The organism is uncultured Pseudoxanthomonas sp., from assembly GCF_947498795.1.
In the GTDB taxonomy this organism is placed as follows: Bacteria; Pseudomonadota; Gammaproteobacteria; order Xanthomonadales; family Xanthomonadaceae; genus Pseudoxanthomonas_A.
Map to the genome: position 1 here is coordinate 221,141 of NZ_CANMLQ010000004.1, position 24,887 is coordinate 246,027.

Sequence of the window (24,887 nt, forward strand, 5' to 3'; positions counted from 1 at the left end):
GGGCTTTTTCTTTGCGCAATGGAGCGCATCACACGAAGAAAAGCCCGGCCGTGGGGCCGGGCTTTGGGGTGCGACGCGGGGAGAGAGGACGCGTCGCGAGGGGAGCGTTGAGGATTACCAGCTGAAGCGGGGACCGACGAACCACTGGGTGTCGCCGTCGACCAACTTGACGTCGGCCGAAGCGCTCCAGTTCGGGGTGAACTTCACCTGCGCGCCGAGGCGGCCGTAGAACTCGCCATCGTAATCATCGCCATCTTCATAGCCCGCCAGCGCGTAGCCGTTGAGGCGGCTGGTCAGCGCGCTGTTTACGCCGACTTCGACGCTGTAACCGTCTGCGCTGTAGCTGGGGACGCGAACGCCGCCGACGTTGAAGCTGTCGGTTTTGGCCTTCTCGTAAGCAACACGGGTCAGCAGATCGACGCGCTGGGACAGCTCATGGTTGTAGCCCAAGCCGACGCGCCACTGGTCGAAATCGACGTTGACGTCGTCGACTTCCTGCGTGCTGTAGTCGGCGAAGACATGGAAATTCGGGTGCAGCGCAACAGATCCCTTCAATGCCCAACCATCGGCATCGGGGCCATCGATGTTCGTGGCGGTGTAACCGCCTTCCACATAGTTGTAGGAAACGCCTTCCGCGGCCGACGCGGCGAACGGAGCGGCAGCCAACAGGGTCAGGGCAAGCAAGGACTTCTTCATGGGACGTCTTTCTCTCTAGTTGTTGTGTGTCCGTCGCTCCAGGGAAGCGACGGTGCACGAAGTATCCGCCGCCGCTCACAACACCTCCTGAATACCAAACTTAGCGGTACATAAATTGCGCGGACGCGATGGGAACTTTCAGCAGTTGCGCGATTGCAATTCCCGCCGGGGCATGAAGTGTGTCCCGTTTCATGGCGTCGCGACGAATGAAACAGCAAGCGGATGGATACCGCAGCGCGTGCAAACGCGCATGTTTTTCCGGGGCGTCAGGAGACACGCAGGATGGAAGGACAAGACAGGAACCCGGTGCTCGGGGTGGAACGCGAAGACGGGGTCGATCAGACCGACATGCTGCGACTGGACGATGCACGCTGGGAGGCGATCCTGGCCGCGTTGCCGCCTCTGGTCCGCGCGCGTGCCCTGAATGGCGAGCGGACGCGGGCATTCCTCGAAGCGGTGCTGTGGGTCGCCGTCACGCGGCAACCGTGGGGTCGGCTGCCCCTGGCATGGGGGCGGTGGCACAGCATCTATGTCCGCTTCACCCGTTGGGCACAGGACGGCATCTGGGATGACGTGATCGCGTCGCTGCAGGCGCACGCGGACATTGCCGATCCGCTCCGCCAACTCGTCAGCACGTACAGGCTCTCGCACCACCCTGCGTCGCTTGCGCGCCGCTCGGGTCCGCGATTCACGCCGTTCTGAGGGCGCGCCGGATCCGGGAATCGGGGATGCCCACATGCGCCGGTGCATGGCGAGGGCGGGGCGGCAAACACAGACGCCATCGGCCATCGAGACATCGCAGCACGGCGCGCAGACGCTGTCGGCATCGGTCGCCGCACGCCTGACAACGAGACCGATGGCATCAGCCGGTAGGAGTATCCGTGTCGTGGGCGTCGGGCGACTGGCGCGCGACGATGCTGGTGGCGGTCAGGTCACCCGTGACATTGCCCGTCGTGGCGAACACATCGGGAATGGTGTCCACCGCCAGCAGGAGGCCCAGCGGTTCGATCGGCAGGCCCATCGACTGCGTCACCGGCATCACCGTGGCCATGAAACTCACCTGGCCCGGCAGGCCGATCGAACCCAGGCTGATCACCACTGCAAGTGCGGCGCCGGCGGCGAGCGTGACGGCGTTGACGTCGATGCCGTAGGCCCACGCGACGAAGCATGCCGCCACGATGTACTGGATCGGGCTGGTGATGCGGAACAGCGTCACCGCCATGGGCAATACCAGCGCGGCGACGGCGCGCGGATGTCCCAGGCGGAAGCGCGCGCTCTCCACCATCGCCGGCAGCGAGGCTAGCGAGGATTGCGTGCTGGCAGCCACGACCTGCGCGGGCAGGATCGCCTTTGCGAACGCGAGCGGCGACTGCCGCGCGAACACCGCGACCAGCACGTAGCAGATCAGCGTCGCGCCGAAGTACATGCCGCACTGCAGGGCGATGTAGCCCGCCAGCGCACCGATGACGCCGATACCGGCCTGCGCGCAGACAGCGAGTACCAGGGCGAACACGCCGATCGGCGCGGCCAGCAGCATCCAGCGCACGATCACGATCATGGTGTCGGCGATCCCGTGGCAGAACCCGATAATCTGCGCGCGGCGATCCTCCTGCACGCGCGTCAGCGCGAATCCGAAGAACAGCGCGAACACGACTACCGGAAGCATGGCGCCCTGGGCGGCCGCCATGATGGCGTTGCTGGGAACGATCGAACCGATCCAGTCGGCCAGCCCCGGCGCGGCAACCTCACCGGAGGCCGGCAGCGTACCGTGCAAGGTGGCGGTCAACGCGGCACTCGGCGGCACCATCGACAGGATGAGGGGCGCGACGATGGCCGCGTAGGCCGCGAACAGCGACAGCAAGGCGATGAAGACCACCATCGCGCGCCGCGCCACGCGGCCGGAGGCCGCAGCATCGCTCGCCGTCGCGATGCCCAGGATCACCAGCGACAGCACCAGCGGCACCACCGTCATCTGCAGTCCACTGAGCCACAGCTTGCCGATGGGCTGCGCGATGGCGACCGCCGTGGTGGCACTCGCAGGTGACCAGTGCGCCAGCGCCAGGCCGACGACGGCACCGGCGGCAAGACCCAGAAGCACGCGCGCCGTGGCGCCGGGCCACCTCATCGCACCGCCTCCGGCAACTGCCAGTCATGCGCCAGGCGCGCGTACTCGGCGCGCGGCAGCAGCACGAAGACCGGGCGTGCATCAGGGCGCAGCCAGCGCAGCACACCGTCCATCGTCTCGGCTGCCATCGCCGTGCAGCCGGCGGTCGGCTCGCCCGGCGTGCGCCACAGGTGCGCGAAGATGCAGCTACCGGCGCGCGGCGTGGCCTTCGGGTTGTGGCCGATCACCAAGCCCTCCCGATAGCGCACATCGCCCTTGTTGTGCAGGTCCAGCCGCATCGGCTCGGTCGAGCCCTTCGCGGCGACCTCGCCTTCCGTGCGCGTATCGATGATGCGGTTGTAGAGCGGGGAATCCGGCACGTCGATGCAATAGCTGGTCGCCTGCATCGCGCGGTACGGCATGGCCGTGTCGGCCTTGTCGGCATAGCCGAAGGCCTCGCCCAGCGTGAACACGCCTGCGGGGGCACGGCCATCGCCCTCCTGCTTCTGCGGTCCCTGCGCCTGCGCCGGGTGCAGGCCCAGACCCCAGGCGCTGCCATGGCGTCCGACCGAAACCGGCGCTGCGGCCGCCGCCGCCTGCCACCGGCCGTCGCGCAACTCGAAACGCTGCAACGTAGCGTCGGTAGCATCCCATCCCTCGGTCACCACCAGCACCAGCTGGCGCGCGTCGCGCCAGGGCTGCGACGCGGGCGCATCGGCGGCGAGTGCAGGGCCGCTGCTCGCGATCAGGGCGAGGGTCAGCGCGAACGATCCCAACGGGAGACGCGGAAACGACAGTAAGGGCATCACGACTCCAGCAGATGGTGGATGCGTTCGAGGTTGATGGCGAGCTGACGGTTGCGGTCCGGATTGGACTGGCACAGCAGCACGAACACGAAGTCGAGCAGCGATTGCAGCGACGAGCGATAGAGCAGCTGTTCCACGTGCGGCGCGGGATCATGCGCCGAGATCACCAGCGCGGCGTCGGCGTGCGCACGCAAGGGATTGGCCGTATGGCGCGTGATCGAGATGACCTTGCCCTCGCAGGCCTGGAACTGCCGGCTCACCTGCGAGAGCTCGGGCAGTTTGCCGAACTCGGAAAACATCAGCAGCACGTCGCCGGGACGCACGGCCGACAGGTTGGCCATCATCAGGATCGGATCGGCGTGGTGCACCGTCAGCAGTCCCAGCAGCGACAGGCGCATCGCGAACTCGCGCGCGAACAGGCCATCGTCGCCCAGGCCGCACACGAACACCTTGTCGGCCCCGTCGATCAGGCTGACGATCGGCTCGATGTGCGCGCGCGGGTTGAGGCTGCGGGTTTCCTCCTCGGCCGCCATCTTGCTGCGGCGCAGGCCGTCCTGCAGTTGCTGGTAGGCATCGCCGGCGTCGTCGCTCTCGGCGTGCGGCGGCATCGCGTGGCCATTGCCGTTGCGGGCGACGGCTTCGCCGATGGTGTACTTGAGGTCGGGGTATCCCTTGAACCCGAACTTCTGCGCGAACTTCACCACGCTGGACTGGCTGATGCCGAGCGCGCTGGCGAGCTGTTGCGACGAGTAGTCGCGCAGCAGGTGCGCGTTGTCGAGGATGAAGTCGGCGATGCGGCGTTCGATGGCCGACATCTGGTCGCGTTCAGAGCGGATCTTCACCAGGGAGGTTGTCATGGCGTGAGTGTGATGGCGGTGGACGGTGCTGACAACGGGCCATCGCCACCGGGCTCAGCCCGGCAGCATCTCCAGGCCACGGATCTCGCGGATACCCAGGCCCGGCGCCTCGGTGATGGTGATCTCCGACTCGTTGAAGATCACCCCGCCCTCGACGGGGTTGAACTGTCCCAGCGAGGGTCCGTCCAGGTCGACCTTGGTGATGACGTTGGCCTTCGCTGCCGCGACGTGCACGGCGGCGGCCACGCTGATGCTGGTCTCGATCATGCAGCCGATCATGCACTCCACGCCGTACAGCGAGGCGATGTCGGCGATGCGGATGGCGTTGGAAATGCCGCCCGTCTTCATCAGCTTGATGTTGATGATGTCGGCGGCACGCATCTTGATCAGGTCGATGACCTCGGTAGGGCCGAACACGCTCTCGTCGGCCATCACCGGCGTGTGCACGCGGTCGGTGACGTACTTCAGGCCGTCCAGGTCGCGCGCCTTCACCGGCTGTTCCAGCAATTCCAAGACGACGCCGGCGTCCTCCAGGTGCTGCATGGCGAACACGGCCTGCTTGGCAGTCCAGCCCTGGTTGGCGTCCAGGCGCAGCAGCGCACGGCCTTCGACGGCGGAGTAGATGGCCTTGACCCGTTCGATGTCCAGCCCGATGTCCTTGCCCACCTTGATCTTCAGCGACTCGAAGCCGCGCTCCACCGCGCTGATCGAGTCGGCCACCATCTTGTCGATGTAGTCGACGCTGATGGTGATGTCGGTGGTGATGACCGGGTCGCCACCGCCGAGCATCTTGTACAGCGGCGCGTCGTACAGCTGCGCCCACAGGTCGTACACCGCGATCTCGACGGCCGCCTTGGCACTGGTGTTGCGCTCCAGGGCGGTCTGCACCAGGTCGGTGATGTGGTTGAGGTTGGCGATCTCCTGTCCGATCAGCCGCGGGCGGATGAACTTGCCGATCGCCTCGACGATCGAGCCGTGGGTGTCGCCGGTGATGACCGCGGTGGCAGGCGCTTCGCCATAGCCCACATGGCCGGTGTCGGTATGCACGATGACCACGATGTCCTCCACCGTGTCGACGGTGCGCAGCGCGGTCTTGAACGGTGTCTTCAGCGGCACGCGCAGCATGCCGAAGGTGATGTCGGTGATCTTCATGGAGCCCCTTGGGGACGGATGCGCTGGATGGCGGTGATGCGATCGACGGTGGATTGCTCGCTGTTGAACAGCAAGGGCTCCAGCGGCGTGACGGCGACCGAGTTGAGCGTGGTGCGGACCACGCGGCCGTCGGCGCCGCGATAGGTGATGCCGGTGGTGTCGTGGATGGTGTACGTGGTGCCGTTGTCGTGTCCGATCACCATCATCACGTGGCCGGGGATGTAGATCAGGTCGCCGACCTGCAAGCTGCGGAGGACCTCCAGCCGCTTCTCGTGGCTGTCGCCGGCGCCGAAGCCGATGCGTTCGAGCGCGGGACTGACCGCCTGGGCGCTGGTGTTGCGGGGCAGGACGATGCCCATGCTGCGGTACACCTCGGAGACGAAGCCGCTGCAATCGCGGCTGTCGTAGCGGTGGCCCCAGCCATAGCGTTCGCCCAGGAACTTGAAGCTCTGGCGGAGCAGGTTGGCCGGGGTGTACGGCAGGTAGTCGGGGGCGACGTCGGCCGTCCTGGGCAACAGCGCGGGCAACAGTGCGAGCGTGCCGTCATCGCGGCGCACCGGCAGCTGGATGACGTGCGAGGTATAGGGATGCTGCCCGTTCACCGGCTTGTCGGCCGGCCAGTCGGCGAGCACCGGGACGCGCACGCCCATGTCCAGCTGCAGTGCCGACAGTCCGGGCTCCTCCGGGTTGTAGACCGTGCGCGCGGTGGCGCCGGTGACCACCAGCGCGGACGGGCCGGCGCCGTAACCGAACACCATCTCGCGGGCGCCTTCGCCGACGTGGCGCTTCTCGATCCAGGCGGTGTAGAGCGGGCTTACCACGAAGTACCACGCGCCGTCGGCGCTGGTGTGGGCGATCACGACCGGGGTGCCGGGGAACAGCGCACTTTCCTGGAATCGGTCGATATCGGTGTCGTCCTTGCTGCTGAACACGTGCTCCCGCGTCGGGAACGTGCGCAGGTCGGCGCGATGCACGACCAGGCCGTAGCGTGCAGGCGCACGGGTCGGAATGGCATCCAGTGCTGCGTTGGCGACGAACCCGGCGAGCTGTTCGCGGGTGATGTCGCGTCCCTTGTCGTCGTACAGCGTCCGGGTGGGAGCCGAGGACAACGGGTCGAGCCACGCGCGCACGTCGGCGCGCGTCAGTTCCGCGGGCAGGCGTTGCAGGTCATGCACATGACGATCGCGCTGCCACATCTGTTCGTTCTGCGCCGCGACGCCCCGGGTGTCCAGCAGCAGGCGGTCCGGTGCGGACAGGCGGCGGACCCAGTCCTCGGGCTGGAGATGCCGCGCCTGTACTCCGATGACGGCATGCGCCGGGACGGCCAGCGGCTCTTGCGCGATCGACGGCAGCGCGGCGAACAACCCGCCGAGCAGCGCGAGCGCACCCAGCGCCTGCGGCAGACCTGCACGGTCCCTGGGCCGGTACGACATCGGTGTGTTCATCCCATCCCCTTTTCCAGAACCCTCGCCCGCCACCATGACGCCATGGCCGGGGCGGTTTCCACAAGAATATTTATTTCTTCCGTCATAAAAATCAAGAATAAATTATTGACCCTTGCGTTCACGTCGTGTTACACAACCGCGACCAATCGGCGTGGGGATGTGCGACGTGGATGCGAGCAGGAACCAGCACGTGGTGGCAGGACGCGACAGGCGGGCCCGACGGCGCCTGGCGGCGTGGCTGTCGCTGTGCGGGTGGCCGATGGTACTCCCGGTGCCCGGCCTGGCCGAGGCCGGCGATCCGCTCGCGGCCATCGTCGCCGACATCGACCGGGGGCATTTCCAGCAGGCGGAAGACGCGATCGCCCGGGCGCTTGCGGACGGGGCGGCGGATGATGCCCGTCGGCAGGCCCTGCAGTTCCAGCGCGAGCGCATGCGCCGCATCCGGCTGGATTTCGCCCTCGATGCCGACGCCGTGCGCGAGCGCGTGCGCGCGCAGATTCCCGACCTGAGCGATGAGGAATTCCAGCGCTGGGACCGGGCGGGCCTGATCGAGCGGCTCGACATCGACGGCCGGCCCCTCTATTTCAACCGGTCGGCGTCGAACCTGTTCCGAATTAGCCCGGAAGCGGCCGCGCGTCGCGCGCCGCCGGTGCGACCGTTCGCCCAAGGGCCATACGAAGCGCTGCACCGCCATCATCGCGACGTGGTGCAGGTCAGCAAGGCGACCGCCGCGAGCAGCGTGCTGCCGCGGCGCGTACGCATCACCCATACCGTGAGCGTGAAGCCGGATGCGGTGCCCGCAGGCGAAACCATCCGCGCCTGGCTGCCGTACCCACGCGCCATCGCGGGGCAGCAGGAGGCGATCGCATTGGTCGCCAGCCAGCCCGCGCGCCCGCAGATCGCGCCCGAACGCGCGCTGCAGCGCACCGCCTACCTCGAGCAGCCTGCCCTCGCGGGACAGCCGACCACGTTCTCGGTGACATACGAGGTCACCGTGCATGCACGCCGCGTGGCGATCGATCCCGAGCGGGTGGAGCCCGTGACCGCCACGCCGGCGCTGGCGCCGTTCCTCGCCGAGCGGTCGCCGCACGTGGTCTTCAGCGATGACCTTCGTCGCTTCAGCGAGCAGGTCGTCGGCGACGAGAAGAATCCGTACCGCATCGCGCAGAAGTTGTTCGCCGCCGTGGACCGCATCCCCTGGGCCGGCGCGCGCGAGTACTCGACCATCAGCAACATCAGCGACTACGCCTTCCGCGCCGGCCATGCCGACTGCGGCCAGCAGACGTTGCTTCTGATCACGCTGCTGCGCATGAACGGCATTCCCGCGCGCTGGCAGTCCGGGTGGGCGTACTCCGAAGACGTGGAGGGCCACGACACCATGCACGACTGGGGCGCGCTGTACCTGGCGCCCTACGGCTGGGTCCCGATGGATGTGACCACTGGCCAGCTGGCTTCGGACGATCCGGCGCTGCGCTGGTTCTACCTGGGCGGGCTGGACGCCTACCGCGTCGCCTTCAACGACGACTACTCGCGCACCTTCATCCCCGCCAAGCAGCACGTCCGCTCCGAGACCGTGGACCTGCAGCGCGGGGAAGTGGAGTGGCGGGGCGGGAACCTCTACTTCGACCAGTGGGATTACCAGTTCGAATGGACCGTGCTGCCCCGGGACGGGCGCGGCTGACGAAACACACCACCACACGATTCACCACCATCTTTAGCAGGAGAGAGCGGGGATGAAAGGCAAGGTTCTGAAGAAGGCGGCACTGGGCATGGCCCTGGGGGCCTGCCTGGCGTCGATGGCGCCGCTGGCGATGGCCCAGAGCGCGACGGGCGCGGTCGCGGGCCGTGCGAACGCGGGCGACCAGATCACGATCACGAACACCGCAACCGGCGCGGCGCGCTCGGTGACCGTGGGCGGCGATGGCGGCTACCGCCTTGCCCAGTTGCCGGTCGGCGACTACCAGTTGCAGGTCAAGCGCGCCGGCCAGGACGTGGGCGATGGCGTGGCGGTCAATGTCTCGCTGGGCGGGACCACCACCGTCAACCTGGGCGGCGACGGCGCCGTGGTGAACCTCAACGCGATACAGGTGGTCGGTTCGCGTGTTGTCAATCGCGTGGACGTGCGGTCCACGGAGTCCGCGACCAACATCAACCGCCAGGAGCTGGCGCGCCTGCCGGTCGACCAGAGCCTGAGCTCCGTCGCCTTGCTTGCGCCGGGCGTCGTCAATTCGGGCGCGACGTTCGGCGGCCTGTCCTTCGGGGGTTCCTCGGTCGCCGAGAACGCCATCTACATCAACGGACTCAATGTCACCGATCCGTACCGCCGCCAGGGCTTCTCGTCGGTGCCGTTCGGCTTCTACGAAGAGGTCCAGGTCAAGACGGGCGGCTACTCGGCGGAATTCGGGCGCAGCACCGGCGGCGTCATCAATGCGGTCACGCGATCGGGCAGCAACGAATTCCAGGCCGGTGCGGAGCTGACGCTCGAGCCCTCCGCATGGGAAGCCTCGAAGGAAGACCACTTTCATCGCGATGGCACGCTGGACGAGCGCAACCGCACCAGCCGCGACACGAGTCCGTTCTACAAGGCCAACGTGTGGGCATCCGGCGCGATCGTGAAGGACCGCCTGTTCTTCTTCGCGATGTACGAGATGCGGGACAGCCAGCCCAAGGACATCGACACGATCGAGGCCTGGAAGACCAAGAGCAACAATGATTTCTGGGGCGCCAAGCTGGACTGGCGTATCAACGATGACCACGCGCTGGAATTGCTCGCCTTCTCCGACAAGGCGGACTCGGAAACCACCAAGTACGGCTACACGTGGGACACCGGCATGCTGGGCAACTGGCGGGGCGGCAGTACCGCGGGTTCCGGCGGCGACAACTGGTCGTTGACGTATACGGGACACTTCGGGGACAACTTCACCGCCAAGGCGATGTACGGCGTTAACGAGCGCAGTGCCCTCAGCGGTACGCCGCTCGACGCCGACTGCAGCATCGTCACCCGGTCCGGCAGCTACACGACCCGCTTCGGGGCGGAGACGATCCCCGAGGGTTGCCACCCGACCGACACCAGCATCAGCAGCCGTTACGACAAGCGCGAAGCGGCACGCCTGGATTTCGAATGGACGCTGGGCGATCACCTGCTGCGCTTCGGCCTGGACCAGGAGATCATGGATTCGGACAGCTCGGTGGTCTACCCGGGCGACGGCGTCAGCTACCAGGCGCAGGCCGCGAATGCCGGCGCCGTACTGCCCAACGGTGCGCTGGTGCCGGCAGGCGTCACCCGCATCATCGACGCGCGTCGCTACATCACGGGCTCTCCCGTCACCACCGAGGCACAGGCGTTCTATGTGGAGGACAACTGGAGCGTCACGCCCAACCTGCTGCTGAACCTGGGCCTGCGTTTCGACAAGTTCCACAACAAGCTCGCCTCCGGCGCCACCTTCGCCAAGGCCGACTTCTCGGACATGATGGCGCCGCGCGTCGGCTTCAGCTGGGACATGAAGGGCGATGGCACGACCAAGCTCTTCGGCAACGCGGGCCGCTATTACATTCCGCTTACCAACAAGCTCACCGATTATTTCGGCGGCGGCACCACGGACGAGCACACCTACTACGTGCTCAATGGCTGGATCCAGCAGACGCACCCGGTCACCGGTGCGACGTACCTGGTCCCGGACCTGGGGCCGCAGATCGGTCCGGTGAACACGGATGGCAACGCGCCTGCGCCGGACGATGTGCGCACCGCCGTCGCCAGGGACCTCAAGCAGGTCTTCCAGGACGAGTACATCCTCGGTTTCCAGCAGGCGATCAACCAGGCCTGGTCGTACGGCGTCAATGCGACGTATCGCAAGGTCACCCGGGCGGTGGAGGATGCGCGCATCAACCACGTCGCGGGTTGCCCGTGGTACTCCGGCGACTGGCCGATCATCAATCCGGGCGAGAGCACCACCCTGTGGTGTCCCGATACCGACGACTGGGTGCAGTTCGATTCCTCGCAGGACGGCTATATCGCCAGCGGCAGCGGCAACATCATGGGCTACAAGAAGCCCCGCCGGACCTACAAGGCGGTGGAATTCCAGCTGGACCGCGCGTGGGACGACAAGTGGGCTTTCAACGCCAGCTACCTGTGGTCGAAGTCCGAGGGCAACATCGAAGGGCCGGTCAATTCGGACACCGGCTACGCGGATACCAACCTGGTGCAGTACTACGATCATCCGGCGGTCAACGAGCGCTATGGCGTGCTGTTCAACGACTTCCGCCACCAGATCAAGCTGCGCGGCAGTTACAAGTTGAACGAGCAGTGGAGCTTCGGCGCCACGCTCTCAACGCGGTCCGGTGGGCCGATCACGGCGTTCGGCGTGGTGTGGCCTGACGACAACCGTGCGGCGGGCGGCCCCGGCGAGTTCAGCGGCGGTGGCTCGGGCTGGCTGTGCTATTCGTCGCCCACGAACAACTGCGCCAACTGGGCGACGCGCCAGCTGACGTATTCGGAGCGCGGCGCATTCGGCCGCATGCCGTGGGTCACCGACGTGGGCGCGAACGTCACCTGGACGCTGCCGGTGGAGGGCATCGACCTGAAGGCCCGGCTGTCCGTGTACAACCTGTTCAACAACCAGACCGTCGTCAACGTGCACTCGCGTTACGAGGCGCAGCCTGGCGTGCAGCTTCCGCACTTCGGCCAGGGAACGGTCTGGCAGGCGCCGCGCTACACCCAGCTCGTGGTGACCTGGACGTTCTGACCGCACAGCGCATGCGATCCGGCGTGTGTCTCTCCCGTGGCCTGCCGTTCGCGGCAGGCCTTTTCTTTTCCGTGCCGTGCTATTCCTATGCAAGGCTGCTTCCCGAGGTGTCTCCCATGACGAAGCGCGTCACGTTCGCGTGCAGAACCGCCCTCCTGGCCGCGTTGGTCCTCGTCCTCGGCGCCTGCGCCCATTCCGGCCCGCGCAATCCGCTCGCCACGTGGGTGCCGTCGAAGAATTTCGACGAGCGCCGACCGGTGGTGATCGTGCTGCACTACACGGAACAGGATTCGGTGGAACAGTCGCTGGACACCCTGCGCAGCCGCAACAGCGGGGGGCGCGTGAGTTCCCACTACCTGCTCGGCAAGGACGGCAAGGTCTATCAGCTGGTGAGCGATACCCGACGCGCCTGGCATGCCGGTGCGGGTCGCTGGGGCGCGATCACCGACGTCAACAATGCGTCGATCGGCATCGAGATCGACAACGACGGCAAGAGCCCGTTTCCCGATGCGCAGATCGACAGCCTGATCGTGCTGCTGCGCGACCTGACCACGCGCCTGCGCATTCCCCCCACGCAGGTCATCGGCCATTCTGACCTGGCGCCGTCGCGAAAGATCGATCCTGGCCCGCTGTTCCCATGGAAGCGCCTGCACGACGCCGGTTTCGGCCTGTGGCCCGCGGCCGGTGCGGGCGAACCGCCGCCCGGTTTCGACCCCTGGCTGGCGCTGCAGGCCATCGGCTATTCCATCGACAACCGGGGCGACACCGTGCGCGCCTTCCATCATCGCTTCCGCGGCATGGAGGGCAGCGAACTCGACGCCGAAGACCTGCGCATCCTGCACGCATTGACCGCCACCGCCACGCCGCTGCCCCAATGAACAGGAATATTCAAGTCAGTTTTTTCGCTGATCAAGAATAATTTATTGACTCATCGCGGGGCGCGTGCTAAACCGCCATGAAAGGGGTTTTCGTGTTGTCCCGCCGGAGAATGTTCGGATCCGGCAACGCAGTAACCGGCGGGGTGCCGGCGCAGTAACCGAACCAACAGGCAATGCCTGCGCTGCGTCGCCGGAACCGGACGCGCCGGGTGGCACGCATGGGGATCCATACGCGCGGGGAATGACGGCAACAGCGCGGCGATGCGCCCGGACAGGGCGGGGCCGTGCGCCATTTCCCCGGGCGGCGTGCACCACGCACCGCAGGCATCGTATCGGCCACGTATCGCCGCGTTCTTACCTCCAGGAGATTCCGCATGCCCTCTCGCTCCCGCCCGCTCACGCCCCGCCATCTCGCCGTCGCCATCGTGCTGGGGCTCGCCGTACCCGGCGTGGGACTCGCGCAGGAGGCGGCATCTGCGACGCAGGGCGAGGCGCGCACGCTGGAAACCGTCTCCGTCACCGGCTCGCGCATCAAGCGGACCGACGTCGAGGCGGCGCTGCCCATCACCATCATCCAGAAGGCGGAGATCGAAGCCCAGGGCATCACCTCCGCCGAACAGCTGCTGCAGTTCCTCAACATCGCCAGCAACGGCTCGGACAGCCTGGCGGCGAACGCCGGCATCGCGCCGGCCGACCTGCGCGGCAACAACGGCGTTTCCGGCGCCAACCTGCGCGGCCAGGGCGCCGATGCCACGCTGGTGCTGTTGAACGGTCGCCGCGTCGCGACGCACGGCCTGCGTGGCCAGGCGGTCGACCTCAACTCGATCCCCTTCGCCGCGATCGACCGGGTGGAAGTGCTGCGCGATGGCGCCTCGGCGGTCTACGGTACCGATGCGATCGGCGGCGTCATCAACTTCATTACCCGCAGCGACTACCGCGGCATCACGCTAAATGCCGGCGTCGACGTCACCCAGGAGGGCGGCGGCAACGTCTACACCGCCAGCGTGCTCGGCGGGTGGGGCGACATCGATGCCGACGGGTGGAACGCGTGGGGCACCCTGAACTACCGCAAGAACGAGATCCTGCTCGGCACCGACCGCGATTTCTCCAACACCTTCCAGCCCGAGCGTGGCCTGTCGCCCGACACGCGCGGCACGCCCTTCGCCACCGTGTCGAACATCGCCGGCGGCCTCATCAACGGCACGCTGGTGAATCCGGCCGGTGGTCCCAACCAGGCGCTGGTCAACACGCTCAACCTGCCGGGTGGGCCCGGATGCGAGGCCGGCGGCGACATGATGGGGCCGTACGCCTACCAGCTGTGGGGCGTCGCCAATTCGCGCTATGCGTGCGCCTGGGATTACCCGGCCGCGCAGGTCATGCAGCAGCCGCAGGAGAGCCTGCAGGCGCTGGGCCGGGCCAGCTTCAAGATCAGCGACAATCACCAGTTCTACGTCGAAGCGATGGGCTCGCGGACCGAATCCAACCGCCAGTTCGAAGCCCAGCAGATCACGTCGAGCGCCTCGACGGCGGCATCGGCGCTCGGCCCGAGCACGTGGTTCCCGTACCTGCCCAACGATGCGCAGGCGCTGGCCACCTACAACATGATCTACAACGCGCTGGCCAACTACTTCGGCACGGCCAACCTCGTGTACGGCAACCGCATCGCCTACCGCTGGCGCTGCGAGGTCTGCGGGCCCCGCCAGATCGAGACGACCACCAAGGCATACCGCCTGCTGGCGGGCGTCGAGGGCAGCATCGGCACGTGGGACTACGACGTTGGGCTGTCGCGCGCCTCCAGCGAGGCCGAATCGGTCCTCGGCACGGGCTACTACTTCACTCCCGCCTTCAAGGCCGCGCTGGGCAGCGGCATGCTCAACCCCTTCCTGATGCCCGGGCAGGAGCAGCGCGCCGAAGGCATCGCGATGCTGCAGGCCGCGTCGGCGGCGGGCACGCGCCTGTACGGCGGCGAGTCAACGGTCACCACGCTGGACGCTGCGTTCTCCGGCGGCCTGGGCTTCAACCTCTGGGGCGGCGAAGTCCAGGCGGCGGTCGGCATCGACCTGCGCCGCGAGGAGTTCGAGTTCGGCTCGGTCGAAGAAGGCATCACGCTGGACAACAGCTACATCTTCGGCGCGCCGTTCGATGCGGCGAACAACATGCCGAAGGTGACGCGCGACGTGAAAGCGGTCTATGCGGAAGCCTTCCTGCCGGTCGTCGACAGCCTGGAGCTGAGCCTGGCCGTGCGCCGTGACGATTACGATGGTTTCGGCAGCACGGTGAACCCGAAGTACTCCTTCAAGTGGCAGCCGATCGATGCGCTGGCGTTCCGCGGCGCGTACAGCACCGGCTTCAAGGTGCCCGAGTTCACCAAGCTCTTCAGCGGCGTCACCGAAAGTCCTTACACGGGCTTCGATCTGGCCGACCCGGCCAGCTGCCCCGGCGGCGTGGCCAACCCGGCCGTGCCCGGTTGCGAAGCGATCCAGCCGGACATCCTGACCGGCGGCAAGTCCGACCTGAAACCCGAGGAGTCCAAGCAGAAGAGCTTCGGCCTGGTGTTCGCGCCGACCGGCAACTTCAACATGAGCCTGGACTGGTGGGAAATCGAACGGACCAACACGATCCGCGTGCCCAACCAGGCGACGCTGATCGCCAACTACGATCTGTTCACGGCCAACTGGATCCGCGATGCGTCGGGCGAGGTCATCGCGATCGACCGCCGCTTCATCAATTCCGGCGGCACGCTGATCAGCGGCATCGAGCTCGACGCCAACCTGACCGGCGAACTGGCCGGCGGCACATGGCGCATCAACCTCAACGGCAGCTACATCGACAGCTTCCAGGAAAAAGCCCTGGAAACCTCGCCCTACGGCAACAACCTGGTCGGCAAGTACGTCCGCTACTACAGCCTGCCGCTGAAGTGGAAGCACACGCTGGGCTTCAACTGGGCCAAGGGCGACTGGGCGCATACCCTGACCCAGGTCTATCGCGACGGGTACAAGGACGAACTGCCGGTCAGCGTCGCCAATGGCAGCTACGTGCCCGAGGACTGGAACCCGAACGTCGACGACTACATCACGTACAACTACAGCCTGACATGGACGGGTATCGAGAACACCAAGCTCACCTTCGTGATGCGCAACGTGCTGAACGAGGATCCGCCGTTCACCGCGCACCAGAACGACTTCGCGTCCGGCGCCGCGTGGGAGCCGCGCGTCGCCGATCCGCGCGGCCGCTCGTTCGCGCTGATGGTCGAGTACAAGTTCGACTGACCTGATCCGCGCCCGGATCGATGGTATCGGGGCCGCCGCCGGCAACCGGCGGCGGCCCCCCTGTTTGCAGGATGCGAGGCCTGCGGTAACGCGGAACCCGAATCACGCCATGAAGCACGTCCTTGTCTGCCTTGCGCTACTGGCGCCCGTCGCGCATGCGGCACCCGCCAACGATGCCTTCGACATCGCGGTGGAACAGACCTTCGAGCGATACCGGTTGCCCGGATTGGCGGTGGGCGTCATCCGCGATGGCGACATCGTCTACACCCGTACGCTCGGCGAACGGGAGGCCGGCGGCGGCGGGAAGATCGACAACGACACGCTGTTCAAGATCGCGTCCAACAGCAAGGCCATGACGGCGGGCGTGCTCGCGCGCCTGGTCGATGCCGGCAGGCTGAAGTGGGACGACCCGGTCCTCAAGCACCTGCCGCAGTTCCGCATGCACGACCCCTGGGTCACGCAGCAGATGCAGGTGCGCGACCTGCTGATCCACAACAGCGGCCTGGGCCTGGGTGCCGGCGACCTGATGCTGTGGCCCGAACCGAACCGCTTCACCCGCGCCGACATCATTGCAGGCCTGCAACATCTGAAGCCCACGCACAGCTTTCGCGCGGACTATGCCTACGACAACCTGCTGTATGTCGTGGCGGGTGAGGTCGCGGCCGCCGCAGGCGGTGCGTCGTACGAGGAACTGGTGAAGCGCGAACTGTTCGAGCCGCTCGGCCTGTCGCGCTGCCAGGTGGGCGAATGGAACCGGACCGAAGTCGGCAACGTGGCGCAACCGCACATGCGCACGCCGCAGGGCAACCGTGTCATCCGCGAGGACGGCGACATCGTCCCCAACGTCACGTCGATGGCGGCCGGGGGCATCCGCTGCAGCCTCGATGACATGCTGGCGTGGATGCGCATGTGGTTGTCGCCGGATGCGGCGCCCGCGTGGCTGTCGCCGGTACAGCGCAAGGCCGTGTGGACCGCGCACATGCCCATGCCGGTGAGCGCGCGCATGCGCGCGTGGGACAACACCCATGTCTCGGCCTATGGCTATGGCTGGCGCCTGTCGGACGTGGACGGGGCGTGGAAGGTCGCGCACACCGGCACGCTGGCCGGCATGTACTCGTCCGTCATCCTGCTGCCCGACCAGCGCACGGGGATCGTCATCCTCATCAACGGCGAAGGCGAAGCCGCGCGCACGGTACTGGGGCAGGTACTGACCAAGCACTTCACCGATCCGCAGTCGATGCCCACGGTGGCGTACTACGCTGGTCTGCTGGATCACGAGCGTGCAGGCGAGCGGGCCGCCAAACCAAAGCCTGACACGCGGCATCGCGTCCCCGCCGGAGCCCGGAGCTTGGACGACTGGACGGGCCACTACCAGGATCCATGGTTCGGCAAGGTCGCGCTGTGCCGGGATCGCGGGCAGGTCCGGTTCGCATCCGAGCGTTCGCCGATGCTGACGGGCACGGTCATGCGGGTCGACACACGCTGGCTGGTGGACTGGGATGACGAGAGCGTGGACGCGGAGCCGTGGCTGCACTTCGGCACCGCATCGGGCGGCGTCGCCACGTTGACGCTGAGCCATGTCGACCCCGACGCCGATTTCAGCTACGACTACCAGAACCTCGCGTTCGTCCGCACGGCGTCGTGCTACGGAGGGCGCTGACATGGGTCGTGCCTGGCTGCTGCTTGCGTGCGTGCTTCCCTGGTTGAGCGCGTGCGCGTCATCGCCGGTGGTAGGAGTGTCTCCCGCGCGCGACGCGTCGCAGGCGGGCCTGGTCGACGCGGCCAGCGTCGTGCCCGGACTGGCGCAGGACATCCGCTACGCCGGCACGAACAACTTCGTCGGCACGCCCGTCACCGGTTACGACGCACCGAAGTGCCTGTTGCTTGCGCCGGTCGCGCAGGCACTGGCACGCGTGCAACAGGACGTCCAGAGCGAAGGCCTGTCGCTGAAGGTGTTCGACTGCTATCGCCCGGTACGCGCGGTGCAGCACTTCGTCCGCTGGGCGCGCGATCCGTCCGACCAGCGCACCAAGGCGGGTTATTACCCGAATCTCGAGAAGGACAGCCTGCTGGATGGCTACATCGCGGAGACATCCGGGCACAGCCGTGGCGCGACGCTCGATCTGACGCTGGTGCGATGCGACGGTGACGCGTGCGTCGAACTCGACATGGGCACGCCGTTCGACTTCTTCGATCCGCGCGCCAACACCGCGCATCCGGCCATCAACGACGACCAGCGCCGCAACCGCGAGCGGCTGGTGCAGGCCATGGCCCGCCATGGCTTCCAGAACTATGCGATGGAGTGGTGGCACTTCACCTTCCGTCCCGAACCCACCCCGCGAACTGCCTACGACGTCCCGATCCAATGAGTGCTTCCCCCTCTTCCCCCTTGCCGATGGCCGCCGATGTCGCGGTGATCGGCAGCGGCATCGTCGGCCTGTCGACGGCGCACCATCTGCTGGATCGCGGGCTGTCGTGCGTGCTGATCGATGCCAAGGGGCCGGCGGGCGAGACATCGTTCGGCAACGCCGGCTCCATCTCGGTCGGCAACGTGATGCCGCAGTCGACGCCGGGCATCGTCACCAAGGCGCTGCGCATGCTGGCCAATCCGCTGGCGCCGCTGAAGCTGGACTGGGGCGTCAGCCCGTCGTACGCGCGCTGGCTGCTGCAGTTCCTCAACCAGGGCCGGTTGCAGCACGTGTTGCCCATCATCGATGCGCTGGGCGCCATCAACACGGCATCGCGCAGCGCGTGGCTGGAGCTCGGAGAACGGATCCACGCCAGCGAGTTGATCGCGCACACCGGCTACCTGCACGTGTACAGCGAGGAGGCGACGTTCGCGAAGGGTGAATGGGAACGCGGCCTGATGCGTGAACGTGGCGTCGTGTTCGATGCGCTGGATGCCGCCCAGTTGCGCGACCTTGAACCGGGCATCGGGTCGGGATTCCGGCGCGCGGTGTTCCAGCGCGAGTCATTGGCGATGCGTGACCCGGGGGCGTTCTGCCGGCGGCTGTTCGACGACCTGGTCGCGCGTGGTGCGACGTCGCTGATCGCCCGCGTGTCGGGCGTGGCGCGCCAGGGCGGGGGCTATCGGATCGATACCGACCGGGGGCCGGTGCATGCCGGCCGGGTGGTGGTCGCTGCCGGCGCGTGGAGCAATGCGTTGCTGCGCCCATTCGGGCTGAAGATTCCCGTGATTCCCGCGCGCGGGTACCACCTGATGTATCCGCAGGCGCAAACGGTAGTGCGCCGTCCCACCTTGTGGGCGGAGCGCTACATGGTGGTGTCGCCGATGCAGGAAGGCATCCGGATGACCAGCATCAAGGAGCTGACCGCGCTGGGTCGCGATCCGCACTACGCGCTGATCCGCCGGCTCGACCCCGAGGCGCGCACGCTGTTTCCCGGTATCGCGGGCGAACCGGTGTCCGAGTGGGCCGGCAATCGCCCCTGCACGCCCGATTCGTTGCCGATCATCGACCGCGTGCCGGGGGAAGACGTCTTCGTCGCCACCGGCCACGGCCACCTCGGCCTGACCCAGGGACCGGTCACGGGCAAGCTGCTGGATCAGATGATGGCCGGCGAGGCGACGGAGATACCGCTGGCGCCCTATGCGCTGGCGCGGTTCGGGTAGCCGATCCACCTGTAGGAGCGACGTAAGTCGCGACCGCAGATCGTCGGACCCACGGATTCGCGATCAAGGCGATTTGATGTCGCGAGCGCCAATGTCTCGCCGCAGAGGTTGCCTGATGGAAGTGCGTCGGCGGTTCACGCGTGCGGTCGCGACTGACGTCGCTCCTACAGAAGGGCAATGACTACGCGCCGCCGACGAATCCCGCCTGTCGCCACGCCTCGAACACCACCACGGCCACGGTGTTGGACAGATTGAGGCTGCGGTTGTCCGGTCGCATCGGCAGGCGGATGCGCTGGTCGCCCGGCACGCCTTCCAGGACGTCCTGCGGCAGGCCGCGGGTTTCCGGCCCGAACAGGAAGGCATCGCCAGGCCCATAGGCCGGCTGGTCGTGGCGGACGGTGCCGCGGGTGCTCAGCGCGAACAGGCGTGCAGGACGGATACGCTGCAGGGCGACGTCGAGCGACGCGTGGACCTGCAGCGTGGCGTATTCGTGGTAGTCCAGGCCGGCGCGCTTGAGCTGCTTGTCTTCCAATGCGAACCCGAGCGGTTCGATCAGGTGCAGCCGCGCGCCGGTGTTCGCGCAGAGGCGGATGGCATTGCCGGTATTCGGGGGAATTTCCGGCTGGTACAGCAGGACGTCGATGTCCAGGGTATCGGTCATGGCGCGCATTCTACGCGGCGCTGCATGGTCTCATTGGCGGTGGAGCTCCGGCCGCCGCCGGCTTGCGTGATGACGCAGGTGGAACGTGTATCGCCTGCGTATCAGCGCGAAGCCAGCTGGCTGGCCAGTGCACCGGCCTGCACCGCGATCTGCTGCATGTCCTCGGCCGACGGACGCACGGTGACCACCGGCATGTCGACCACGCGCACGGCCTGCTGGGCGACGAACTGGGCCAGGTCTTCGGCGGCCGGCGTCACGGTGATGGTGGCGAGGTCGACGATCTTGGTGTCCTTGTAGGTGTTGTAGTGGGCCAGGTCGGCGGCATCCGGGGCGACCGTCACGGTCGGCAGGTCCACGATGCGGGCCATGTCGGCGGCGGCGGTCTGGCGGTTGTCGGCGTGGCTGGCGGAAACGACCATGGCACCGGCGCACAGGGCGAACACGGCGGCGGCGGTCAGGGGGAGGAGGTTCTTGGCGTTCATTGTCATGCCTCTGTAGTGATGTTGTTGGGTGGTGTGGTAGTAAGGTAGTACACCTAGACAGAGCGAGCAAGCAAAACTTTTCGTTTTGTGAGTTTCGTTCAGGCTTCAGTCAGGTTGAGCAGGTACTGCGCGGGTTTGTTGTAGGTATCGCAGAAACCATGCCAAACGTAAGTCATTGATCCATATGGTATTTAGGGTGCTTCCTGCGCGTCCGCTGTCCTGAAGACTGTCCGTCCAGTGTCCGTCCTGCGTAAGCCAAGACGGGCGGCGTTGTTCGTTGTGACTGCGAACACGCTGCTTCGCCCCACGCCCGGTCATTCCGGTACGCAAGGGTTTGGATGCCGTTCAACTAGGAATCGTTGCGTCGCCTGCGAACTGGCGGAGTCAACGTTCAGTTTCACCAGGGGAGGGGATCGCCCTGCCAATCAAGAAAGCGTCCGCTTTGCTCGGCGGTGACATGGTCGATTACCTGCAGCAGGCCGCTGGCGGATTCCGCCGCTGACAGCAGCGCGCTGTCGCCGCCCATGTCGGTGCGCACCCAGCCGGGGTGCAGAGCCACGACCTTGATGCCACGTGGGGCCAAGGCCTGCGATAACAGGGACGTCACCATGTTCTGCGCCGCCTTGCCGATGGCGTAGCTGGGCGTGCGGAATTCCTGGCGCAAGGCGATCGAGCCGATCTCGGACGAGATGTTCGCCACCACGGCACCGTCGGCCAGCCGCGGCGCCAGCGCCTGCGTCAACAGGAAAGGTCCGGCCGCATGCGTGTGGAAGCTCGCGTCCAGGTCGGTGGCGGCGACCTGCCCGAAACGTTCGCCGCTGCGCAGCACGCCGGCGTTGTTGATCAGCAGGTGCAGCGGATCGTCGTCGGTCACCAGGGGCAACTCGCGCAACAGCGCGTCGCGGCTGCGCGCATCGGCGACATCCAGCGGCATCACGTGCAGGCGGCCGGGATGCTCGCCGGCCAAGCGGTTGAGCGCCGTCGCCTTGCCGGGGTGGCGACAGGTCGCCACCACGTGCCGCTGCCGGGCCAACAGCTGGATCACCAGCTCCAACCCCAGTCCCCGGTTGGCGCCGGTAATCAGGCAGTGCTTGCGGTCCATGGCGCCTCCTCGAGGGGGTTCCCCTGCCATTGGTCATGGCTTGTGGCCTAGTGTAATGACGACGGCCGGCGGCTAGCATCGCGGATTCTGCAGGCCCATACCGTATAAACAGGAGTGTCCATGTCCCTCTACCGTCGGCCCCGCGCCGCCTTGCTCGCCGTCGCCCTGTCCGCCGCCCTCGGGGGCCTCGCCTACGCGCCCGCGCCTTCCTATGCGAAGCCGGCCGGCGCGGACATCGTGATCCCCTACGAGGAGTTCACGCTGCCCAACGGCCTGCGGGTGATCGTGCACACCGACCGCAAGGCGCCGATCGTGGCGGTGAACATCTGGTACCACGTGGGCAGCAAGAACGAGACGCCCGGCCGCACCGGCTTCGCCCACCTGTTCGAGCATCTGATGTTCCAGGGCAGCGAGAACCACGCCGGCGAGTTCTTCACCCCGTTCGAGCTGGTCGGCGCCACCGACCAGAACGGCACCACCAACCAGGACCGCACCAACTACTTCCAGAACGTGCCGACCACCGCGCTGGACATGGCGCTGTGGATGGAATCCGATCGCATGGGCCACCTGCTGGGCGCGATCGACCAGAAGGCGCTCGACGAGCAGCGTGGCGTGGTACAGAACGAGAAGCGCCAGGGTGAGAACCAGCCCTACGGCCGTCGCATCAGCGCGCGCATGTTCGAAGCGCTCTATCCGGCCGGACATCCCTACAGCTGGCAGACCATCGGCTCGATGGCCGACCTGGACGCGGCCACGCTGGACGACGTGAAGACCTGGTTCCGCAGCTGGTACGGCCCGAACAACGCCGTGCTGGTGCTGGCCGGCGACATCGACGTCGCCACCGCGAAGGAAAAGGTCACGCGTTATTTCGGCGACATTCCGGCCAGCGCCACGCTGGCGGACATGAAGACCAACATTCCCACCCACGCCAAGGACACCCGCGAAACCATTCCCGACCGCGTGCCGCAGGTCCGCGTCTATCGCGCCTGGCCGGTCGCTGAGATGGGCACGAAGGACGCCGTGCTGCTCGACCTGTTCGCGCAGGTGCTGGGCGGCAGCGCGGCCTCGCGCTTCGACACGCGCCTGGTGCACGGCGAGAAGATCGCCGACCAGGCGAGCGCCTACCAGTGGAGCAGCGAGATCAGCGGCACCTTCTTTTTGATGTCCACCGTGAAGGAAGGCGTGGACCCGGCCAAGGTCGAGGCGGCGCTGGACGAGGAACTGAAGCGGCTGATCACCCAGGGCCCGACGGCCGAGGAGCTCGAGCGCGCGCGCGTCTCCGGCGTGGCCAGCTTCGTGCGCGGCATCGAGCGCATCGGCGGTTTCGGCGGCAAGTCCGACGTGCTGGCGTCGTGCGCCGTCTACCAGAGCAAGCCCGATTGCTACAAGGAAGACCTCGCCATCTACGCGAGCGCCACGCCGGCCGAGGTGCAGGCCGCGGCGAAGAAGTGGCTCAGCGGCGGTTCGCACACCATTCTCGTGCAGCCCAGCGAGACGCCGGCATCGGCCCTTCCGGAAACCGTGTTCGCGGCGCCCGCCACCACGCCGGCCGCCGCGCCCAAGGTCGACCCGAAGTTCAAGACGGTGAAGACCGACGTCGATCGCAGCGCCGGTGTGCCGAAGACCACCACCTTCCCCGACCTGAAGTTCCCGGCCGTGCAGCGCGCCACGCTGTCCAACGGCATGCAGGTCACGCTGGCCGAGCGTCATGAGACGCCGGTGGTGCAGATCAATGTCGAATTCCCCGGGGGTTACGCCGCCGATGTCGGCAAGAAGCTCGGTACCGCCAGCTTCGCGATGCAGATGATGGACGAAGGCGCCGGCCAGTACGGCGCCCTTGCATTCGCCGCCCGCAAGGAAGCGCTGGGTGCCGAACTGACCACGGGCGCCGGCCTGGATTCGGCCTCGGTCGGCCTGTCCGCACTGACCGACAAGCTGGCGCCGTCGCTGGACCTGCTGGCCGACGTGCTGCGCCGCCCGACCTTCGACCCGGCGGAAATCGAGCGCGTGCGCGCGACCTGGATCGCCGGCATCAAACAGGAGAAGGCACGCCCGCAGACCGCCGCGCTGCGCACGCTGCCGCCGCTGCTGTACGGCGCCGGGCATCCCTATGCCATTCCGTTCACCGGTTCGGGCACGGAGGCTTCCATTGCCTCGCTGAGCCGCGACGACCTGGCGGCGTTCCACCGCGACTGGCTGCAGCCGTCGCAGGCACGCATCACCATCGTCGGCGACACCACGCTGGCCGAGATCGTACCGCTGCTGGAAGCGCGCCTGGGCGACTGGAAGGCCGCCCCCAATGCGCCGAAGCTCGCCGCCGTACCGACGGTCGCCAACGCGGCCAAGGCACGCGTGTTCCTGATCGACCAGCCCGGCGCCATCCAGTCCAACGTCTATGCCGCACAACTGGTGCCGCCGACCGGTGATGCGGGCACCATCGATTTCGACTTCGCCAACGGCGTGCTGGGCGGCCAGTTCAGCTCGCGCCTCAACATGAACCTGCGCGAAGACAAGCACTGGGCCTACGGCTCCTACAGCGGTGCGCGCAACACCCTCGGCCAGCGTCCGTGGTGGGCGAGCGCGGCGGTGCAGAGCGACCGCACCGCCGATTCGATGAAGGAACTGCAGAAGGAGATCAGCCAGTTCGCCACCGGCCAGGCGCCGGCCAAGCCGGAAGAGATCGCCAAGATCCGCGCCGCCAACACCCTGGAGCTTCCGGGCGCGTACGAGACCGCCTCGGCGGTGCTGGCCCAGATCGCCTCCAACCAGCGGTATGGGCGTCCGGACGACTACATCGTGCAGTACAAGGCCCGCAACGAAGCCATCGGGGCCGCCGATGTCGCGAAGGCGGCGGCCACGCTGTCGCCGTCGTCGCTGACCTGGGTGGTCGTGGGCGACCTGTCCAAGGTGGGCGAGTCGGTCCGCGCGCTGCAGTTGGGCGACGCCGTCGAGCTGGACGCCGACGGCAACGTCAAGAAGAAGTAAGCCCCCCGGTCTGCGCCGCCCTGGTCGCCGAGGGGCGGCGCACGACCCGGATCGATTCATCCGGCATCGGCCAGAAT

Annotated in this window: 18 protein-coding genes; 9 read left to right on the top strand and 9 right to left on the bottom strand. The window is 67.0% G+C overall.

Features of this window, described 5'->3' with window-relative positions; all coding sequences use genetic code 11:
* Positions 1–114: 114 nt before the first annotated feature.
* Positions 115–696, bottom strand: coding sequence for a diffusible signal factor-reguated Ax21 faimly protein (locus Q0907_RS12065; RefSeq protein WP_299344985.1), 582 nt, complete (start codon positions 694–696; stop codon positions 115–117).
* 282 nt (positions 697–978) lie between these two features.
* Between Q0907_RS12065 and Q0907_RS12070 the strand changes: the two genes are divergently transcribed.
* The gene (locus tag Q0907_RS12070; RefSeq protein ID WP_296278582.1) at positions 979–1,398 is read left to right on the top strand and encodes a transposase; all 420 of its coding nucleotides are present in this window, start codon (positions 979–981) and stop codon (positions 1,396–1,398) included.
* A 160-nt stretch (positions 1,399–1,558) separates the two neighbouring features.
* Here the strand turns inward: Q0907_RS12070 and Q0907_RS12075 are convergent, their stop codons facing one another.
* Genes Q0907_RS12075 through Q0907_RS12095 form a run of 5 tightly spaced genes read right to left on the bottom strand, consistent with a single transcriptional unit; the run spans position 1,559 to position 7,060 of the window.
* A complete protein-coding gene (locus Q0907_RS12075) occupies positions 1,559–2,821 on the bottom strand; it encodes a dicarboxylate/amino acid:cation symporter (protein WP_299344988.1) in 1,263 nt (420 codons plus the stop codon).
* Positions 2,818–3,606 carry a L,D-transpeptidase family protein gene (locus Q0907_RS12080; protein WP_299344990.1) on the bottom strand — a complete coding sequence of 263 codons (789 nt, stop codon included), beginning with the start codon at positions 3,604–3,606 and terminating at the stop codon, positions 2,818–2,820. The genes Q0907_RS12075 and Q0907_RS12080 overlap by 4 nt, the downstream gene beginning before the upstream one ends.
* On the bottom strand, positions 3,606–4,463 hold the full coding sequence (locus tag Q0907_RS12085) for a MurR/RpiR family transcriptional regulator (RefSeq protein ID WP_299344993.1): 858 nt from the start codon (positions 4,461–4,463) through the stop codon (positions 3,606–3,608). The genes Q0907_RS12080 and Q0907_RS12085 overlap by 1 nt, the downstream gene beginning before the upstream one ends.
* Before the next feature lie 54 nt (positions 4,464–4,517).
* On the bottom strand, positions 4,518–5,615 hold the full coding sequence (locus Q0907_RS12090; RefSeq protein ID WP_296278578.1) for a dipeptide epimerase: 1,098 nt from the start codon (positions 5,613–5,615) through the stop codon (positions 4,518–4,520).
* Entirely contained in the window at positions 5,612–7,060 is a 1,449-nt protein-coding gene (locus Q0907_RS12095) for an SH3 domain-containing protein (protein WP_299344995.1), read from the bottom strand. Before Q0907_RS12095 ends, Q0907_RS12090 begins: the two co-directional genes overlap by 4 nt.
* Positions 7,061–7,319: 259 nt before the next feature.
* Here Q0907_RS12095 and Q0907_RS12100 point away from each other — a divergent pair, with 259 nt between their 5' ends.
* The 7 genes from Q0907_RS12100 (at position 7,320) to Q0907_RS12130 (ending at position 19,580) form a co-directional block, all read left to right on the top strand.
* Positions 7,320–8,741 (top strand): transglutaminase domain-containing protein, encoded by a 1,422-nt coding sequence (locus Q0907_RS12100; RefSeq protein ID WP_299345250.1) that lies wholly within the window; start codon positions 7,320–7,322, stop codon positions 8,739–8,741.
* 52 nt (positions 8,742–8,793) lie between these two features.
* Positions 8,794–11,802 carry a TonB-dependent receptor gene (locus tag Q0907_RS12105; RefSeq protein WP_299344998.1) on the top strand — a complete coding sequence of 1,003 codons (3,009 nt, stop codon included), beginning with the start codon at positions 8,794–8,796 and terminating at the stop codon, positions 11,800–11,802.
* Between the two features lie 116 nt (positions 11,803–11,918).
* Positions 11,919–12,680 carry an N-acetylmuramoyl-L-alanine amidase gene (locus tag Q0907_RS12110; protein ID WP_299345000.1) on the top strand — a complete coding sequence of 254 codons (762 nt, stop codon included), beginning with the start codon at positions 11,919–11,921 and terminating at the stop codon, positions 12,678–12,680.
* Between the two features lie 374 nt (positions 12,681–13,054).
* Positions 13,055–15,949: a TonB-dependent receptor gene (locus Q0907_RS12115; RefSeq protein ID WP_299345002.1), complete on the top strand. Its 2,895-nt coding sequence runs from the start codon at positions 13,055–13,057 to the stop codon at positions 15,947–15,949.
* A gap of 109 nt (positions 15,950–16,058) precedes the next feature.
* The gene (locus Q0907_RS12120) at positions 16,059–17,609 is read left to right on the top strand and encodes a serine hydrolase (RefSeq protein WP_299345005.1); all 1,551 of its coding nucleotides are present in this window, start codon (positions 16,059–16,061) and stop codon (positions 17,607–17,609) included.
* A 1-nt stretch (position 17,610) separates the two neighbouring features.
* A complete protein-coding gene (locus tag Q0907_RS12125) occupies positions 17,611–18,318 on the top strand; it encodes a M15 family metallopeptidase (RefSeq protein WP_299345008.1) in 708 nt (235 codons plus the stop codon).
* 26 nt (positions 18,319–18,344) lie between these two features.
* On the top strand, positions 18,345–19,580 hold the full coding sequence (locus tag Q0907_RS12130) for an FAD-dependent oxidoreductase (protein ID WP_299345011.1): 1,236 nt from the start codon (positions 18,345–18,347) through the stop codon (positions 19,578–19,580).
* A 181-nt stretch (positions 19,581–19,761) separates the two neighbouring features.
* Here Q0907_RS12130 and trmL read toward each other — a convergent pair whose 3' ends face one another.
* The 3 genes from trmL to Q0907_RS12145 all read right to left on the bottom strand — a co-directional run bounded on the left by trmL (position 19,762) and on the right by Q0907_RS12145 (position 21,825).
* A complete protein-coding gene (trmL, locus tag Q0907_RS12135; RefSeq protein WP_299345014.1) occupies positions 19,762–20,241 on the bottom strand; it encodes a tRNA (uridine(34)/cytosine(34)/5-carboxymethylaminomethyluridine(34)-2'-O)-methyltransferase TrmL in 480 nt (159 codons plus the stop codon).
* A gap of 101 nt (positions 20,242–20,342) precedes the next feature.
* Positions 20,343–20,729 carry a hypothetical protein gene (locus Q0907_RS12140; protein WP_299345017.1) on the bottom strand — a complete coding sequence of 129 codons (387 nt, stop codon included), beginning with the start codon at positions 20,727–20,729 and terminating at the stop codon, positions 20,343–20,345.
* 391 nt (positions 20,730–21,120) lie between these two features.
* Positions 21,121–21,825: an SDR family oxidoreductase gene (locus Q0907_RS12145; protein ID WP_299345020.1), complete on the bottom strand. Its 705-nt coding sequence runs from the start codon at positions 21,823–21,825 to the stop codon at positions 21,121–21,123.
* Positions 21,826–21,945: 120 nt separating this feature from the next.
* On the opposite strand from Q0907_RS12145, the gene Q0907_RS12150 reads away from it, so the two are divergent.
* Positions 21,946–24,810: a pitrilysin family protein gene (locus tag Q0907_RS12150; RefSeq protein WP_299345022.1), complete on the top strand. Its 2,865-nt coding sequence runs from the start codon at positions 21,946–21,948 to the stop codon at positions 24,808–24,810.
* Positions 24,811–24,887: the final 77 nt, after the last annotated feature.

Coding starts and splice junctions, on each gene's coding strand:
- Q0907_RS12130 (WP_299345011.1), top strand. CDS start 18,345: ATGGCCGCCGATGTCGCGGTGATCGGCAGCGGCATCGTCGGCCTGTCG.
- trmL (WP_299345014.1), bottom strand. CDS start 20,241: ATGACCGATACCCTGGACATCGACGTCCTGCTGTACCAGCCGGAAATT.
- Q0907_RS12080 (WP_299344990.1), bottom strand. CDS start 3,606: ATGCCCTTACTGTCGTTTCCGCGTCTCCCGTTGGGATCGTTCGCGCTG.
- Q0907_RS12125 (WP_299345008.1), top strand. CDS start 17,611: ATGGGTCGTGCCTGGCTGCTGCTTGCGTGCGTGCTTCCCTGGTTGAGC.
- Q0907_RS12085 (WP_299344993.1), bottom strand. CDS start 4,463: ATGACAACCTCCCTGGTGAAGATCCGCTCTGAACGCGACCAGATGTCG.
- Q0907_RS12150 (WP_299345022.1), top strand. CDS start 21,946: ATGTCCCTCTACCGTCGGCCCCGCGCCGCCTTGCTCGCCGTCGCCCTG.
- Q0907_RS12070 (WP_296278582.1), top strand. CDS start 979: ATGGAAGGACAAGACAGGAACCCGGTGCTCGGGGTGGAACGCGAAGAC.
- Q0907_RS12140 (WP_299345017.1), bottom strand. CDS start 20,729: ATGACAATGAACGCCAAGAACCTCCTCCCCCTGACCGCCGCCGCCGTG.
- Q0907_RS12105 (WP_299344998.1), top strand. CDS start 8,794: ATGAAAGGCAAGGTTCTGAAGAAGGCGGCACTGGGCATGGCCCTGGGG.
- Q0907_RS12115 (WP_299345002.1), top strand. CDS start 13,055: ATGCCCTCTCGCTCCCGCCCGCTCACGCCCCGCCATCTCGCCGTCGCC.
- Q0907_RS12075 (WP_299344988.1), bottom strand. CDS start 2,821: ATGAGGTGGCCCGGCGCCACGGCGCGCGTGCTTCTGGGTCTTGCCGCC.
- Q0907_RS12145 (WP_299345020.1), bottom strand. CDS start 21,825: ATGGACCGCAAGCACTGCCTGATTACCGGCGCCAACCGGGGACTGGGG.
- Q0907_RS12100 (WP_299345250.1), top strand. CDS start 7,320: ATGGTACTCCCGGTGCCCGGCCTGGCCGAGGCCGGCGATCCGCTCGCG.
- Q0907_RS12120 (WP_299345005.1), top strand. CDS start 16,059: ATGAAGCACGTCCTTGTCTGCCTTGCGCTACTGGCGCCCGTCGCGCAT.
- Q0907_RS12095 (WP_299344995.1), bottom strand. CDS start 7,060: ATGAACACACCGATGTCGTACCGGCCCAGGGACCGTGCAGGTCTGCCG.
- Q0907_RS12090 (WP_296278578.1), bottom strand. CDS start 5,615: ATGAAGATCACCGACATCACCTTCGGCATGCTGCGCGTGCCGCTGAAG.
- Q0907_RS12065 (WP_299344985.1), bottom strand. CDS start 696: ATGAAGAAGTCCTTGCTTGCCCTGACCCTGTTGGCTGCCGCTCCGTTC.
- Q0907_RS12110 (WP_299345000.1), top strand. CDS start 11,919: ATGACGAAGCGCGTCACGTTCGCGTGCAGAACCGCCCTCCTGGCCGCG.